At 49.5% G+C, this 15,826-nt stretch carries 15 protein-coding genes; all 15 read right to left on the bottom strand.

Annotation, left to right across the window (positions count from 1 at the left end; translation table 11 throughout):
- Positions 1-82 precede the first annotated feature (82 nt).
- Complete coding sequence (locus WH37_RS24565) at positions 83-1,486, bottom strand: hypothetical protein (protein WP_046233286.1); 1,404 nt, start codon at positions 1,484-1,486, stop codon at positions 83-85.
- Positions 1,465-1,587, bottom strand: a complete 123-nt coding sequence (locus tag WH37_RS37135) for a hypothetical protein (RefSeq protein ID WP_269431345.1) — start codon at positions 1,585-1,587, stop codon at positions 1,465-1,467. Before WH37_RS37135 ends, WH37_RS24565 begins: the two co-directional genes overlap by 22 nt.
- Before the next feature lie 30 nt (positions 1,588-1,617).
- Complete coding sequence (locus WH37_RS24570) at positions 1,618-3,438, bottom strand: ABC transporter ATP-binding protein (RefSeq protein WP_046233287.1); 1,821 nt, start codon at positions 3,436-3,438, stop codon at positions 1,618-1,620.
- On the bottom strand, positions 3,435-4,631 hold the full coding sequence (locus WH37_RS24575; RefSeq protein WP_046233288.1) for a nucleotidyltransferase domain-containing protein: 1,197 nt from the start codon (positions 4,629-4,631) through the stop codon (positions 3,435-3,437). Before WH37_RS24575 ends, WH37_RS24570 begins: the two co-directional genes overlap by 4 nt.
- Complete coding sequence (locus WH37_RS24580) at positions 4,624-5,100, bottom strand: lasso peptide biosynthesis B2 protein (RefSeq protein WP_046233289.1); 477 nt, start codon at positions 5,098-5,100, stop codon at positions 4,624-4,626. The genes WH37_RS24575 and WH37_RS24580 overlap by 8 nt, the downstream gene beginning before the upstream one ends.
- Before the next feature lie 27 nt (positions 5,101-5,127).
- Positions 5,128-5,469, bottom strand: a complete 342-nt coding sequence (locus WH37_RS24585; RefSeq protein WP_046233290.1) for a lasso peptide biosynthesis PqqD family chaperone — start codon at positions 5,467-5,469, stop codon at positions 5,128-5,130.
- Positions 5,462-6,412 carry a phosphoenolpyruvate carboxykinase (ATP) gene (locus WH37_RS24590; RefSeq protein ID WP_046233376.1) on the bottom strand — a complete coding sequence of 317 codons (951 nt, stop codon included), beginning with the start codon at positions 6,410-6,412 and terminating at the stop codon, positions 5,462-5,464. The genes WH37_RS24585 and WH37_RS24590 overlap by 8 nt, the downstream gene beginning before the upstream one ends.
- A gap of 146 nt (positions 6,413-6,558) precedes the next feature.
- Complete coding sequence (locus WH37_RS35720; RefSeq protein ID WP_143088617.1) at positions 6,559-6,723, bottom strand: paeninodin family lasso peptide; 165 nt, start codon at positions 6,721-6,723, stop codon at positions 6,559-6,561.
- Positions 6,724-6,725: 2 nt separating this feature from the next.
- On the bottom strand, positions 6,726-8,681 hold the full coding sequence (locus tag WH37_RS24595; RefSeq protein WP_046233291.1) for an asparagine synthase-related protein: 1,956 nt from the start codon (positions 8,679-8,681) through the stop codon (positions 6,726-6,728).
- Positions 8,682-8,795: 114 nt separating this feature from the next.
- The gene (locus WH37_RS24600; protein WP_046233292.1) at positions 8,796-10,133 is read right to left on the bottom strand and encodes a UDP-glucose dehydrogenase family protein; all 1,338 of its coding nucleotides are present in this window, start codon (positions 10,131-10,133) and stop codon (positions 8,796-8,798) included.
- A 123-nt stretch (positions 10,134-10,256) separates the two neighbouring features.
- Positions 10,257-11,438 carry a glycosyltransferase gene (locus tag WH37_RS24605; protein WP_046233293.1) on the bottom strand — a complete coding sequence of 394 codons (1,182 nt, stop codon included), beginning with the start codon at positions 11,436-11,438 and terminating at the stop codon, positions 10,257-10,259.
- 2 nt (positions 11,439-11,440) lie between these two features.
- Positions 11,441-12,841, bottom strand: coding sequence for a sugar phosphate nucleotidyltransferase (locus WH37_RS24610; RefSeq protein WP_046233294.1), 1,401 nt, complete (start codon positions 12,839-12,841; stop codon positions 11,441-11,443).
- A gap of 18 nt (positions 12,842-12,859) precedes the next feature.
- Positions 12,860-14,104, bottom strand: a complete 1,245-nt coding sequence (locus tag WH37_RS24615) for a glycosyltransferase family 4 protein (RefSeq protein WP_046233295.1) — start codon at positions 14,102-14,104, stop codon at positions 12,860-12,862.
- A complete protein-coding gene (locus WH37_RS24620) occupies positions 14,101-14,667 on the bottom strand; it encodes a putative colanic acid biosynthesis acetyltransferase (RefSeq protein WP_046233296.1) in 567 nt (188 codons plus the stop codon). Before WH37_RS24620 ends, WH37_RS24615 begins: the two co-directional genes overlap by 4 nt.
- Positions 14,664-15,824 carry a glycosyltransferase family 4 protein gene (locus WH37_RS24625; protein WP_046233297.1) on the bottom strand — a complete coding sequence of 387 codons (1,161 nt, stop codon included), beginning with the start codon at positions 15,822-15,824 and terminating at the stop codon, positions 14,664-14,666. Before WH37_RS24625 ends, WH37_RS24620 begins: the two co-directional genes overlap by 4 nt.
- Positions 15,825-15,826: the final 2 nt, after the last annotated feature.

Below are 15,826 nucleotides of genomic sequence, written 5' to 3' on the forward strand. Positions count from 1 at the left end.
TAAGAAGACGGTTTAAGATGCTTATATAGCGCTTGTCGTTTTTTGCAGTTTGGGATCCTCCTATCAGTTACCCAAAATCCGGCTATTCAATGTACTCGATTAAACATAATGCTGAGGGATTAGCATGTGTCACACTGCTTCCGGCAATAAGACTGATTTTGCATTTATCTGCTGTATCACAAATGAAAAATAGAGACTGACTAACATCAAAGCCATCTTTATGACTAGATACGTCAGCAACAGCTAATACGGTGGAGCTTTCTCCTGCAGTTTTAAGTGTAAATGTTGCAGGATTCGTTTCCGTCACAGCGTTTGCAGGGGAATATAGTTTCACTTCCGTAATAATAGAATTCATCGGTAAAACAACTTGAAAATTAGTACTACCTGAAATTGGAAACCTACCATTCGCTCCTTTTAGTGAAACTATTTTTTTCTGTACCATTCCAACGTTTGCTTTCATAAAACCCAATGTGCTTTCCCATACAATAGATTGGTTATCATCAAGGCCACGGCAATTTCTAAAAATGATTTGAGGTTGTCCTCCTAAATTTCCAAGCGAATTTGTACTCACATAAGATATAAAATCTTGTGCTTTATTGTGCTTAGCAATTTGACAATTTTCATAAATAATATTGTGGGGCTGCGACCACGAATTTCCGGTATAACTATATTGATGGATACCCATTAGCGTACATGCATCAAATTTAACAATAGGCATTTTCGTATTTACAGACTTAAAAATTGCCGTAATCCACAATTGGCTTCCTGAATTATATTGCTGAGCATCGCAGTCACAGCTTATAAATGAAACTGTGCCAGATGCCCACTCGCATTCTATTATTTTTGAAAGCCCATACTTCGTCTCGATTCTGGCTCCAATGCATAAAAAACGCTGCACACCGCTAGAATGTGATGTTCCAAGCAGTTTGAAAAAGGTAGAATGAACACCGCTGTCAGCCGTGTTTATAAAACTGCCTCCCCAAATATTAATGTTACCGCCCTGGGCAAAATACAAGAATTCTCCGTAAGAAAACTCAACTTGGCAGGAATAAAAATTATAGTTTAAAAATTGGTCACTCGTACCTGTAATATCTGAAAACACCGTCTTGTTCCATTTCCCGTAAAAGCCACAATGAAACCATGTAAATTCACTGTTTGTATTAAGCCCTTTAAGCTCCCACCCATAATTAAAATGAATAAAGTCACATTTGTCATACGTATAATTTTGTGCCCCACCAGTTGAATAAGAATACATAAAATTTGTCTGCTTATCGACATCGCCTATAAATGTAATGCCTTCAAAATGGAGATGAAGCCACTTGTCATCATTATAAAATAAATAGCCGTTTGTACCTGATTCCGGCTTGAATAAGATTTTCGTAATTCCCCGCCCAGCCCCGCGAAAGGATAAACCACGGGCACGAGCTGCTGTTGTGCTTAAAATTTTCGGATTAGCGCTTGTGATTAAATAGGTTCCGGCAGGCAAATCAACAACTGTATTACATTATTACGAATTTCTGTTATATCCAAAAGATCATTGCCTGCACTGACTGTCATTTTCAGGTTGTCTGTTTCAAAGGATGACATGCTATATTTCCTCCTATTTTCACAATCTAACTAGCCCATTGGCCCGCCCGCCTGATACTCCAGCAGCTTGCTGAACGTCCCCTTGGACTCGCGATACAGCTGATTATAGCCGCCTTGCTGAATGATTCTGCCCTCTTCCAAAACGATAACCTGATCGGCGCCACGAATTGTAGACAAGCGGTGGGCAATGACAATAATCGTTAGTTTGCCCTTCAGCTGCTCAAGCGCCTGCTGAATTTTCAGCTCATTTTCGCTATCGAGCGAGCTGGTCGCCTCATCCAGTACAAGAATCGACGGCTGCCTGAGCATCGCCCGCGCCAATACGATGCGCTGCCGCTCACCGCCGGACAGCCTTACCCCACGATCGCCCACAATCGTGTCCAGTCCCTGCGGCAGCGCGCGAACGAAGGCATCAGACGCCGAAAAAGCGAGCGCCTCCCACAATTGCTCCTCCGTCGCTCCCGGCAATACGAGCTTTAAATTTTCACGAATGCTGGCATTAAAAAGAAATGGGTCCTGTGAGACATAACTCACCGCGCTGCGGTAAGCAAAGCGATTGCTATCGTCCAGCGGGGCACCATCGAGCAGCACCGCCCCGTGCTGGGGAACGATCAATCCGATCAACGTATCGATTAGCGTGCTTTTCCCCGCCCCAGACTTGCCGACAATTGCCGTCATGCTGTTCGCTGGGATACGCAAATTAATATGCTTCAGCGCATACGTCTCATCCTGCTCCCGGTAGCGATAATACACATCTTGGCAGACCAGCTCATGCACAAGCTTCAGCTGAGCAGGCTCTGCCTGCTCTGTTCGTTCAGCAGGCTTATTCAGCTGCATTTCCTCAGCAACGCCACATTCCTTCATCAAGTCATTCAAGCTCTTGAATGCCGGGAGCGTCAGCACGATTTGCTCCATAGAGGTTTGAATGAGCGTCAGCTTCGGCCACAGCCTTGTAAAAATCAGCACAATTAATGTTAGCTGCGCTACCCCAACCTGCAGAACCTGCACCGATAAAAATACGCAGCCCGCAATCATCAACGCTGAGATACTTTTAAATATGAGCTGGCTATTGGATTGCAGCTTCACAAACTGCACATTATTGTGCTCCATTTGCTGCGTCAGCTTGCTGAACCAGGACAGATGGCTTTCCTCCAGCCGATTGCTTTTGATCTCCTTAATGCCATTGAAATGATCGGTTATGCCCGCCACATAGCTCTGTGACAGCTCTGTCAACCGAGTACCAAGCGACCTTGCTCCTCGCGTGTATTTACGTGAGAACAAGCTGAGGAGGCCACCGCAAACTAAAATAAGCAACGTTAGCTGATACGACAGGTAGAACGCCAGCCCAATTTGTACAAGTGTAAAAATTCCCGTCGTAACTAAACGAAGCGAGAGCTGCATGCCCTGATTAACCCGGGAAAGCTCTGAGGAAAGAATATGATTGAAGTCCGACTTGCGCTTGCCGAGAAAAAAAGCCCAATTCGATTGCAGCAGCGCCTGATAAATATCCATCCGCAATTTCGTTACAAAGCTTTGAAGCAAGGCAAAGCCCTGATTCGTCTGCTGTCTTTGCAGCAGGCCCTGCCCGACATTAATGCCAATGAAGATGGCCAGTACAGCTGCAAGCAGCAGCTCCTGCGGCAGCTCGCCAAGCCAGTCGCTGACTTGCGGCACGACCGGCAAGCTTGCGCTTTGCACATCAAATAAACCGATAATGCCCAGCAGCGGTATTAAGACGAGCAGCCCTACGCCCTCAAGCGAGCTGACGATCATAATACCCAGCATGTTCAGGTACAGCTTCTTCCCTGCAAACTGATGCAGCTTTTTCATATATAGCAATATCGGTTTCATATACTCACCCTTTTGCGAGGCTGCTTGAGCCTTCGATAAAAATACAGAAACGGCCGCAGCGGAAAATAAAGAAAATGCAGCCTTTTAGGCAAAGGCAAAGTCTGCGCATCCCAGGCGCTTGGATAAAGCTTGCCGATGAAATGGGTCAGCTTCTCCCGGCTTGTCAGCAGCATGAATGTATAACGCTTATAAAGCAGCGCCATCTTTTTCTGCTCCGGAATCGGGCTAATCGTAACGGTCTCCTGAATAAATGGAAAAATGCAGCGGACAAGCCTATGCGCGAGCGGGCTGGCGGTCAACGGCAGCAGCGCCCGGGGAGGCTTGACCCCGAACAGCTCCCGCGCCAAAACAAGCGCCTGCCCTATGGCCGCCGCCCCTCCGCTCCTTCGCGTTTCCTCCACCAGCGATTCGCCGCCGTCCTCGCAGGCAGAAGCAAGCTGGGCAATATCATGCAGCCAGCGCAGTCGGAACCAGCCATGCCTTGCGCCATGGGAGACCAGATAATGAAAAAGATGCTCCGGCCCCAAATAGGGAATCGGGCTTCCCGTCTGCTCATAGATTCTGCGCTGCGCCCACAGCTGCTCGAAGGATGTTTCTTTTACCGCATCGGGGCTAAGGCGCCAATGCAGCTCAATTTGCGTTCGATTGACCGTATGCTCGAAGCAGCTATGATGCGTTTTCCACTTTAAATCATTAAACAAGCGCGGCGCTGGATCTCGATCGTAATAACCAAGCTCTTCAAGCACTGCCTCGGCCCGGTCAACATCCTCTATTGGTACTAAAATATCCAGGTCCTTGCTCGTGCGCTGGGAAATATCGCCGTAAAGCTCATGTGCAATAACTGGCCCTTTCAATTGCAAGGAGCGTATGCCGCGCTCTGCCAAAGCCGTTACAACCCGCTGCATCTCGGCGCTGAGCCTCAGCATCATCAGCGTATTGGCGTAATAATCCTGCTGGAGCGTCAGCAGCACCGACTTCGGCAGCACCGGCTTCGCAAGCTGCTTCAGCTTCAAATAGAGGCTTGGATATACGCGGTGATGGCGCGCCAATTCGATAAGCTTCTCCCCGCTCAGCCTGCTCCCCGCCCAGCGGCGACCAATGACTGCCGGATCGGCATCCGGCTTCAAGCAATCGAGAATAAATTGCAATTCGAGCGGAAGGTTGGCCACTTCCCATTCATACGTTTTATCCATAGCGATGCTCCTTCTTCCGCTTAATCTGATTACCGAACAAGCCAACGACGGTGAAACGTCCCATTTCCTCCACGCCCGTTATGTAGTAGGGGCCGCTGCGAAGCCAGGCATGGGCGATCATTTTGCCTGATGCGTCCTTGGCTGTGCCCAAATAGAGCGTGCTCGCTATTTTTCTGCGTTTCAGCAGCTTCATCGCGGCGATCCCTTTAACGAGACATTCGCTTTCCCACCAAGTATAGCGGCTCATCTGCCGTATCGCTTTCGCCACCTCACCGAGCATCTGCTCATGCTCCGCAACCCGCTCATAGGGCGTCTCCTTCATCGGAACACCTAGAGTGGGCGCGACTTTAGCGAAAGGAATCAGTTTGAGAAGGCGCGCCCAGGCGAGCAGCATATAGGCTTCGAACAGAAGAAGCTTGCTGCGAAGCGGCAGCGTGATGAAATGGCTCCATTTTTTAAGCAAAACGATCGAACCGCCCTTTCCTTGAACTATTCGCTAACCTGCCGTATCCCCTGCTCCGCCATCCCGTACTCCTGCATTTGAGACAGGCTCGAGAAGCCCTTCCGCATACAGGTCCTGTAAAAAGTCTGCCACCTGCTGGTCGCATGCCGCTGGCTCCACTTCATACTCTTTGAGCAACTGGGTCACAATGTCCCGGCGTGTCACGGGTGACGCCGTCCGCTCCCAAATGATGCCTCCCAGCTTGCCCATGTTGTAATATTTGCCTGAAGACAAGCTTAACAGCACTTTATCACCATCCATATCAGTAGCCAAATGACCTTCTGTCCGCTGAATAATCTGTTCAGGCTGCAGAAGCGGTCTAGCATGTTTAGACATTTGCCTCACGTCCTTTCTGAGTAGCTGCTAGTATTAGATCAACCATTTCATAAGCGGAAAATGCTCCTTCTGCAGGACGCTGCAATTGATAAGCCTGTACGCTTGCGGCAAGTCGAACAGTAGCTGAAAAATGCCAATTTTGAAGCTTTAAAGGCGCAATTAGAAAATGGCGGAAGGTGTGGTTCTGCAATACAGGCAGCTTCGCTAGCGAATGCAGCTGTGATAGCGATACCGCATTTGCTTCTGTGCGCGAAAGCTCAAATATGGCGGCGAGTGGAAGTGGAGAGGATAGGAAGCTGGCAGATAACGGAACAGCGAATTTGGATACGGAATAGGCAAGCGGCTTGTAAAGCTGACTCGTTCTTCCGAGCTGCTCGACGCTTTGCTGCCACAGCTTTTGCTGCGGATAGGAGGGCATGACAATAGATGCATCATTCGCGCCAGCCTCCGGTTCCTTTAAGGCAATTACATCATCACTAAGCAAGGGATAGCCGCGGTCTATAAAGGCTGCGGCCAGCGTCGACTTGCCTGCCCCAGAGTCTCCTACGAAGGCATAGGCCTTGCCGTCTATCGCTATAGCACTCCCATGCAGCGGCAGCTGTTTTCTCTGCAGGAGCAGCGCCCCTATGCATGTTCCAAGCAGGTAAAGCCGGAGCCGGCCCTCATCCATGCTTTCGCATGGCGCCACAATAATCCATTTGCCCTCTTGAATACAGAAGCTTGCGACCTCGTGAATATAAAAAAACAATTTCGCGCCGTGAACAGCATAATGATCCTGCGTTTGATCCAAAATCGGCCATGTAAATTCTGGCTTAGCCAGCTCTATTTCAACATCTGCAAGCGCTTCCGAATTTGCCGCCGCAAGCAGCTCAGGAAGCTCGATTTCACTCCTGATGCGGAGGCCGAAAGCGTCGTAGATTGCTCTTTTCTCCGTTAATATCATCGCGTTCACCCTTATATGAATAAAATCGCGTTGCTTCAAGCCATCAATCGAAAATAACAAAATCAACAAAGTCCTTGTACAATAATGCTTTGCTGTATAAGGACCTTGTTGATCACTTTTACTGCATAAGTATAATGGATTTATTTCTAGGAAAAGGAAGTGCCTGGATCGATAGGGAACGGAGTTGGGTCATCAGTGACGTCAAAGTCCCCCGCTTTTACAAAATCAATGTAACGTGTACCTACGCCAGCCATCGTCTCGCTCACTTGCAGCGTTTCGAGAACCGGAGCTTGCCATTGTTGTTTTTCCATGCTTATTCACCTCCTTTCAAATGAAACTGCTGCACAAATCGGCAGGCCACCAAGCAATGCAATAAATAACGGCTGTTTAAATCAACCGCGTATTCCGGCTTTGGTACTAAGCCGACCTGCTCCAGCGAAGCCCTCATCTGCTCTACATTGAAAAACTGCGCAAGATACGGATCCTTGCAATAGTTCCGCAGTTCCTCTACAAATGCAGACCAAACCGGCGTCATTCGGTGAACCCAATCCGCTGCCTGAATGCCGCGCACACGCTGGTTTAACCGTATTTGATCGGGCAAATAATTTGCCGTTGAGTCGCGGATTAAAGCACGGTCGTAGCCATCATGAACGTACTGCTCAATCGGAACAGACAAGCAAAACTTCACAACCCGCGGATCGCTGGTCGGGTCTCGTTCCCACAGCGCATAGCTCAGCGATAGCTTGGTGCGCTGCGTACCGCTCATATTGGTCATCGCCATATCCTGAAAGGGCCCCGGCTGCGCTTTAATCGCATCTTTTTCAAAAACGCTGCCAGCCCCTGCCTGCCGCTCCTTCAATCTGGCAAAGACGTTCATCCGCTTGGCAAAAGCCGGATTGATCATGAGCGGCATCTCCTGCTGACCATGATCCTGGTCCCGAGGAAACAGCTTCGGATAGGCGTTTTTCCCAACATAATACATAAGCCGTTTTCGCCCTACTGCCTTGCGCTTGCCAAACATCGTCACTTCCCGGTACAGCCGCAGCCATTGCAGCCGCTTGAGGAGCAACGAATAATAATCGATGGCAGGCCCCCACGAGATCGAATGGTTTCCCATTGCTCCCGTAAGCAGAATGCCCATTCCCTGCTGCTGCGACTGCTCGTAAACCCCTTTAATCCAAAATGAATTTTCTGCAAATTTAAAGGGGATCTCCAGCATTTCCAGCCATTCATCCGCTTCCGACAGCGGGCTGCGGCCCTGCAAATCCAAATATTGATCGGCAATATTGCCGACAAACTCTACAGTTTTCTTTATAAAGGGACGTTCATCCGCCATATGCCGCCTGGACGTCCAATCCTGAAAATTTGGCTCTGGCACATAACTGAAGGTATGCAGCTGCTTTTGCTGCGCCTGCAGCGATTTTGCCGCGAAGCTGACGACCGAGCCGGAATCAAGCCCGCCGCTAAGCGTTGCCCCTACCTTCCGAAACGTCCTCATCCGTACATTGACCGCTTCCTGAAAAACCTCCTGGAAAGCTTCCGTATACTCCTCGCGCCTCTTTAGCCGCAGTTGCTCTGGAGGCTCGACCTTGCTGTGCTGCCAAAAATCGAGCTGTCCGTCCTTTATGCGAAAAGCATGCCCCGGCGGCACCTGACGAATATGCTCATAGGGCGTTGCGAACAGGTCGCTCGACTCATGAACAATAGCAATCGCCAAATAATCGGCGAGCCAGCTTTCATTCAGTTTTTTCTCCACATGATGCGCGGCAAGCAAGGGGGCAATGGTTGTGCAAAAGGAGCTTTGCTGAGCATCAGAGTGGACATACAGCGTACGGCTGCCGAACAGATCGGTCGCACCGAACAGCTCGGATTTGCGCTGATCCCAAATGATGAAAGCATAGTCACCTATTAAAAAACGCGGCGCTTCCTCTCCCCATTTGGCATAGGCCAGCATAATCAGCTCGCTATCCGGCATGCTGGCTCGCCGCTCGCGATCGATGAGCAGCTGCTCCCACAGAAATGGACGATTATCGATCATGGCGTCAGCCGTAATCGTTAGTCCCAGCTCAGCTGCGTAAAAGGGCTGCGGCTGTCCGACCGATTCTGGCGTAATCCATTGGGCATGGCAGCCTAGGAAAACGCATCCGTCATGCCAAGTATCGACGGCATCCGCTGGATATTTTTGCAAGGCTTGCATCAGGCGCAACCCCGCTTCTATAGAAACGGGAGCTTTGGAATCCTTCTGATAAATAGCGGCGATTGCGCTCATGCGGTACCCCTTTCCTTTTTGATACTAACTGTATTTATTATAGCATATAAAGATACATTTTGTATCATTTTTTTCAAAAGAATTATTCATTTTTTTCCTATGCTGCACGATTTTTCACAACGACAATAATGGTTTTTGTTCTTTTACTCCATGGTTCATATTAGGACGTCCCACCGAATAATAAATGAGCTGTGTATTGGCTAGTTCATGCTCACTATAAATGTTGCGCCCATCAATGAGATTAGGCGTTCTCAGCCAGGATTGGATACTAAGCGGTTTAATATCGCGGAATTCCTTCCATTCGGTCAAAATGCACAGCGCATCCGCCTGAATCGCCGCTTCCTCCGCGTCTGCACAGTATACAACGCCCGATTCGCCAAATTGCTGGCGAAAATTAGCTGTCGCTATCGGATCGTAGGCTTTGACATTTGCGCCTCGCTTTACTAATGCATCAATAATTTCAAAGGCTGGTGCATCGCGTACATCATCCGTTTCCGGCTTGAAGGCCAGCCCCCAAATCGCAACGGTCCGGCCCGCCAAATCCCCAAGCGAAGCTTCCAGCTTGCGAATGACGTTAAAGCGCTGGTCGCGATTCACATCTACGACCGATTTAAGCAGCTTGAAATCATAATCCATTTGTCCAGCAATTTGAATAAGTGCCTGCGTATCCTTCGGGAAGCAGGAGCCCCCATAACCTATTCCCGCTTTCAAGAAAGATGAACCGATTCGGTGATCGTAGCCCATTCCTTCCGCTACTTCGGTGACATCGGCGCCTACCTTTTCGCAAATGTTGGCTATTTCATTAATGAAGGAAATTTTGGCTGCAAGGAAAGCGTTGGATGCATATTTAATCATTTCGGCGCTGCGAATATCGGTGCTCATGATGTGCTCGGTGAGCGGCCTATGCAGCTCCGTTAAATACTTGCGAGCCGTCTCCCCTGATGTGCCAATAACAATGCGGTCGGGGTGAAGCGTATCTTGAACCGCCGTGCCTTCCCGGAGAAATTCTGGTACGGAAGCGACCTCGAACGGAAAAGCCGTCTGGCTGGCTATAATCGTTTGAATGTGCTCATTGGTGCCGACTGGCACCGTGCTTTTCGTAGCAATAATTTTAAAGCCATTCATTGCCAATCCGATTTCGCGGGCAGCCTGCTCAATATAGCTCAAATTCGCTTTGCCGCTTGGGAGCGATGGCGTCCCTACCGCAATAATAATAATGTCGGATTGCCTCACCGCTTCTGGCAAATCCGTTGTAAATTGCAAGCGCCCCTCCGATTTATTGCTCGCTATAAGCTCTTTCAAGCCCGGCTCATAAATCGGCACCTCCCCTTTATTCAGCAAGGCAACCTTCTCCTTCAGGTGGTCAACGCAGATGACATCGTTGCCCAGCTCCGAGAAGCATACGCCAGATACCAACCCCACATAACCCGTTCCAATTACAGCCAGCTTCATGCTGCCCACTCCTCTCCACATGCAGCCCAGACGCCTGATCGCAGGCTGCTGCTTTATATACTTTTACATTTACACTTTGCCGCTAACATCCCTGTACAAAGCCTTTATCATTAACGCTAAATGCTAAACTGAAGTACGAATGGCGTTCGTTTCATTAGCCACATGCTCAATCCATTGGACAATCTGGTATTTACGCCGCTCATTCATGGCGATAGAAACGCCCCGACTCCATCCTTCCATCGCAAGCTGCGGGAAGCTTTGCTGTACGTTCAGCTCTCTTAGAGCCTGCCAAGTTACCAGCATATGCGGATGCTTGCCCTGCAATGCTTGAATCGTATTCCGATCCTCCGTCATGGATGTCCTGACCAGCACAATCAAAGGTTTGCCGAGCGTGACTGCCTCCCCAACTACACCCCAGCCCGGCTTCGAAATGATGAGATCCGCCGCCGCCGCATAATTTTGCGATTCGGTGTAGCCTTGAGGAATTCGGACAATATTCGGCCCGTAAATCTGCATATTTTCCGATACGATAAATACACAGGAGTGATCCTTCCACAGCGAAAGCGAGTCTAGCGCTTCTGTCTCTATTCCCATGCCTAGAGCAAAATAAACGATCGTTTTGCTGCCGTCCGGATTCAACTCCCGCACGATCCGCTGCACCTCAGCAGCTTGCGGCGTTCGGCAATAAAAGCCTGTCTCCGGCCCGCTTCCCGTTGTCCATTTCCGTTCCCCTAAATCCGATCCAGCCAGCGGAATGAAATAATCCAGTTGTTCGTACGCCTGATGCAGCGGAGCCAACTGCTCCTGCTGCAGAAAAGCCCCATAGGCGGTATGCCAGGTGAAGTTGGATATGCCCACCGATTTCACTCCCGCGATCGCGGCTGCAGCAATCGGAATCGGAGAAATATCCGAAATGACCATATCCAGCTGCTCACTCATGATAAAATCAGCTTCCCGCCTTACTTCAGCTGAAAATGCCGCCATATATTGCTCGTAACCAAGCCTAAACCTTTCCTGATCAAGCTCTACCGAGCCTGATCCTCCGCCGAGCACATAGCCAAGATCCGATGAACAGCCGCGGAACTCTATCCGTTCCGGGCTATATTCAGCGCTGTATTCCGCTAATGAAGCCTGAATAAAGGGAAGCGTTTTGCCCGAGCAGATCATAAGCCGATAACGCCGCGGCGAATAAAGCAGCAGCGTTCGAATAAGCGCAATGCTGCGCGTTGCATGGCCATAGCCATAATCTGAAATATAATATCCAATCGTTGTTAAACGGCCGTTCGTGCCACGAGCGCCAAGCATGGTTATACCTTAATGCAATGCTCGGACACTTCGTCCCAGGTATGATAAATTTCCACAACCTGATTGCGCTCCTCGGCCATGCCGCTTTGCACGACAATAATTTCAAGCTCCGTCAATGCACGGATGCTGTGTAGCATCTTCATCGGAATATGCAGCACATTGCCCGCTCCGACGCGCATGAAATTGCCATTTTGAATAAACTCCCCGCTGCCTTTGACGATAGTCCACACTTCCTCGCGCGCCGAATGCAGGCGGTAGCTGAGGTTTTTGCCGAGCTGAATGCCTACGCGCTTAGTGGAAACGCAGCGTCCATCCTCATAGGTGCGATCGTCAAGCACTCTGATCCAGCCCCATTGGCGCTCGATATACATCGGCCCCTGGTCGGAGCTGATAAAATCTTTAATGCGCGGGCTCGCGCTTTTATCCGTCACCAATATGCCGTCGGGGCTTACCGCGACTACAACATTCGACAAGCCGAGAATAGAGACGGGGATGTCGATCTCATTAATGAGATGCGTATTAATGCAATCCTCGCTAATGATGCCTCTGCCTATTTGTTTGTTCTGCATTTCTTCGGTCAGCGTATTCCACGTGCCAAGGTCTTTCCAGCATCCTTCATAAGGCAAAACGACGATGCTTGATGCCTTCTCGACTACCTCGTAATCAAAACTGATTTTCGGAAGCAGCTGGTATTGCTTTGAAAGCTCCTCATATTGAATCGGCAGCCCTCTGCTCGCCAGCAGCTCAATCACATAACCCAGCTTGAAGGCAAACACGCCGCAATTCCAGTAGGCATTGTCTGCAATAAGCCGCTCGGCGATTTCCTCGGTCGGTTTTTCCCGGAAGTGGCTGACCGCAACATATTCGCTGACTGTCATACTTGACATCGCCGTAACCGCCCCTGCTGATGCAGCCTTTTCCGGTATAATATAGCCGTATTTGGATGATGGGTAAGTTGGCTTCACGCCAATGAGCGCAATCTCGGCATCGGAGCGGTTCAGAACCTCCTCCAGCTGCTTTACCGCTTCAAAAAAATGGCTTTCCACATAAGGATCAACGGGCAAAATTGCCACTGCTTCATCTAGTCCTACCCCGGCATGAGAATATAAATAAGTGGCGGCAAGCGATATGGCCGCGAACGTATCCCGCCGATCCGGCTCAATAATGAGCGGAACCTCCGGTGAGATTTGAGTCTGCATCATTTCGATCTGGGCCTGGCTCGTTGCAATATAGCTGGAATCACCCAAGCCATTTTCATTAATTTGCCCCCATACACGCTGCACCATGGAAACCATTTCCCGGTTCTCATTTTCCAGCACCTTCAGAAATTGCTTCGATCTCGCATCATTCGATAACGGCCATAGACGTTTGCCTGAGCCTCCGGACAATAATACCAGCTTCATCATAGATTCCTCCCATTCTTATATTGAAAGCAGCAGCTTGCGGTATTTATTAAGCGATATTTCCTTGCGCAAATGCGCCTCCAAATAATCCCGGCCACTAAGGCCCAGCTCTTCCAGCTCCGCTGCGCCAAGCTCAATCATCGCATTTAGCTTTCGCGCAATTTCCGCATACTGCCCAGGCTCAGCCACGATGCCGCAGCCGCTCTCTTCAATAATCCGGTACGCTTCGCTGCCCTGCTCCAATACACCTAGAACCGGCTTGCCGGCTGCCATGACGCCATAAATTTTGCTTGGAACCGATACGCCCTTGATGCCCTTCTGATTCACGACGAGGTGCACATCTGCCGCATTAAGCGAATACCTAAGCTGCTCCTTCGGCTGAAAAGGTAAAAAGGCTACGTTCGCAAGCCCCTCCCGCTGCACATAATCCTGCATCTGCTTCTTCACAGCGCCTTCGCCGATGAAGGCGAAAATCACATCCGGGTAATCGCGGAACTGGCTCGCAAGCTCCACCAGCTTTTCCAAGTCATAATAAAGACCTAAATTGCCGGAATACATAATAATGAATTTATCCTGCCAATCATGCTCGCGAAGAAACGCTTGAACCTGCGGATGCTCCTTGGACAGCGGAATAATTTCCTCTTCATTCGTCCAGTTGTTAATGACCGTATTGTCCGTTACCCTCCGGCTGGCAAAACGTTTAAGAAGGGTATCCTGCATGTCATAGCCAACCGTAATGATATGATCGGCGTATTTGCAGTTCAGGGTGTCGACCCAGCGCGCCAGCCCGAGCACCGCTTTATTGTTCATATAGCCTGCGGCGGCTGCCTGCTCAGGGTTGAAATCCTGAATGTTGTAAATATGCTTGGAGCGCTTAAGCGTCTTGCCAATGGTTCCGATCAATCCGCCCAAAATCGGCGGCTGCGATATCGTATAAATAAAATGAACCTTTTTCTGCTTCAACAACTGGATATTGGCATGAAAAAAGTAGGATGCGATATAACGCAGCCTACTTAGCTTGTTCCGCTTATCTACCTTAGGCAGACGAATGCGAATAATTTGAATGCCCTCTAATTGGTCATAAACGACCCGCCGTTTGTCACCCGATGCTTCCGCTTCCTTCTCGCCCTGCTCGGACTGTGCCGCGATGACCGTAATGTTGAAATCATCCTGCAAATATAAGCAAAGCTCCGTCAGCAGCTGCCCAGTAGAAGCGAAATCTGGATAAAAATAATTTATTACGAATACGATATTAGGCTTCATGCCATGACCTCTTTCGCGAATCGCTCTCTTAAATATTGCGCCGGATAACCGGCGTGAATTTCATTGGCCGGGATGCTTTTCAGCACCGTGCTTCTTGCTGCCGCAACGGCCATTTCATGCAGGATGACGCCGGGATAAACGAATACATCACTCGCTACCCAAGCACCATCTTTAATAACAATCGGCCGAACCTCCAGCGAAAAAGCTGGATCATTGATTTTATGACTGCCTGTGCATAAATAAGCATTTTGGGAAATGACGCAGTGGCTGCCCACTTCAATTTCATCCAAGCTATAAAACTGGACATGATCACCGATCCAGGAAAAATCGCCAATGCTGACCTTCCAAGGATACGTGAACTTCGCCGTTGATCGAATTAATACGTCTTTGCCGATATTCGCGCCAAACAGACGAAGCAGAAAGCTTCGCCACGCATACATATTGTGCAGGGAGAACCGGAACAGCGTGCCTTGAATGAGCCACCATAACAGAACATAAGCGCCGCTTCTGCCCCTTGAATAGCCAGCCTGCTCATACTGGTCCAAGCGAATGAGATTTTTCATCCGATGTTCAACAACTCCTCATAAACCGCTGTCGTTCGTTTCACATATTGCTCCCGGGTGAAGGATTGCTGGAGCAGCGAATAACCTTCTTCCCCCATCAGCTTGTAATTTTGTTCAAAAATGCTCGTTATCGCCTTTTGAAGCGCAAGCTCATCCTGCGGCGGGACGAGCAGGCCGTTTGCCCCATTCAGCATTTCTGGCACGCCGCCAACATCGGTCGCTACTATCGGCAGCGAAGCCGCCATCGCTTCCAGCAGCACCGTCGGAAAAATATCATAGACCGACGGCAGCACGAACAAATCCGCCTGCTGCAGCAAATCGGCAACATCCCTTCGCATGCCGAGGAAATGGACATTGTCCAGCTTGTATTGCCGAGCCATCGCCAGCAAGCCTTGCTTGTATTCCTGATCCGTATCGAAAGCGACATCGCCTACGATGACAAAATGCAGGTTTTGCTCGGCTTTTTTCCTCTTCATCAAGTGCGCAGCCTTGAGCAAATATTCAATGCCTTTCATCGGCGACAGCCTTGCCACCGTAATGACTATGCGATCGCTGTCGGCCAAATTCAGCTCTTGGCGCAGCGAGCTGCGAGCTGCTTCACTAGGCGTGGGAGACGCGGCCACCTCAATGCCATTATGTATTTTGATCAGCTTCTTTGACGTATGGCCGCCCCACTGAAACATGATTTTGCTGCGTTCGCATAAGACGATAATGCGGTCATTGAACAGATGGTCCAGATAGCCGACAAATTTATAGGCGATCAGCGGCTTTCTTGGCAGCTCATGAACGGTTTGCAGCGTCGGAATACCGAGCATTTTACCGACAATATTGCCGCCAATGACTTCCATTTTATGCGAATGAATCAGCTTAATTTGATATTGCTTGACGATTTTTCGCAGTGCCCGCATGGATTTGACCAATTTAACCGTATTGCGAAAATAATAAAGCGCATCGGTCGGCTTGCCGAAGACGGCAAGGGCTGCGAACAGTACCGTTGCTCCGCTCGCCTCATATTTTTCTACATAAGGGCTCCATTCCGGCAGCACCACATAAGGCTTGTATTTCGCCTGATCCAGACCTTGAACCAGCTGCAGCAGCACCGTATCCACACCGCCAACATGGCTTGCATACGGCTGAATATAAAGAATATTTTCCACTT

Origin of the sequence: Paenibacillus algorifonticola (genome assembly GCF_000971975.1) — a bacterium.
Classification (GTDB): Bacteria; Bacillota; Bacilli; order Paenibacillales; family Paenibacillaceae; genus Pristimantibacillus; species Pristimantibacillus algorifonticola.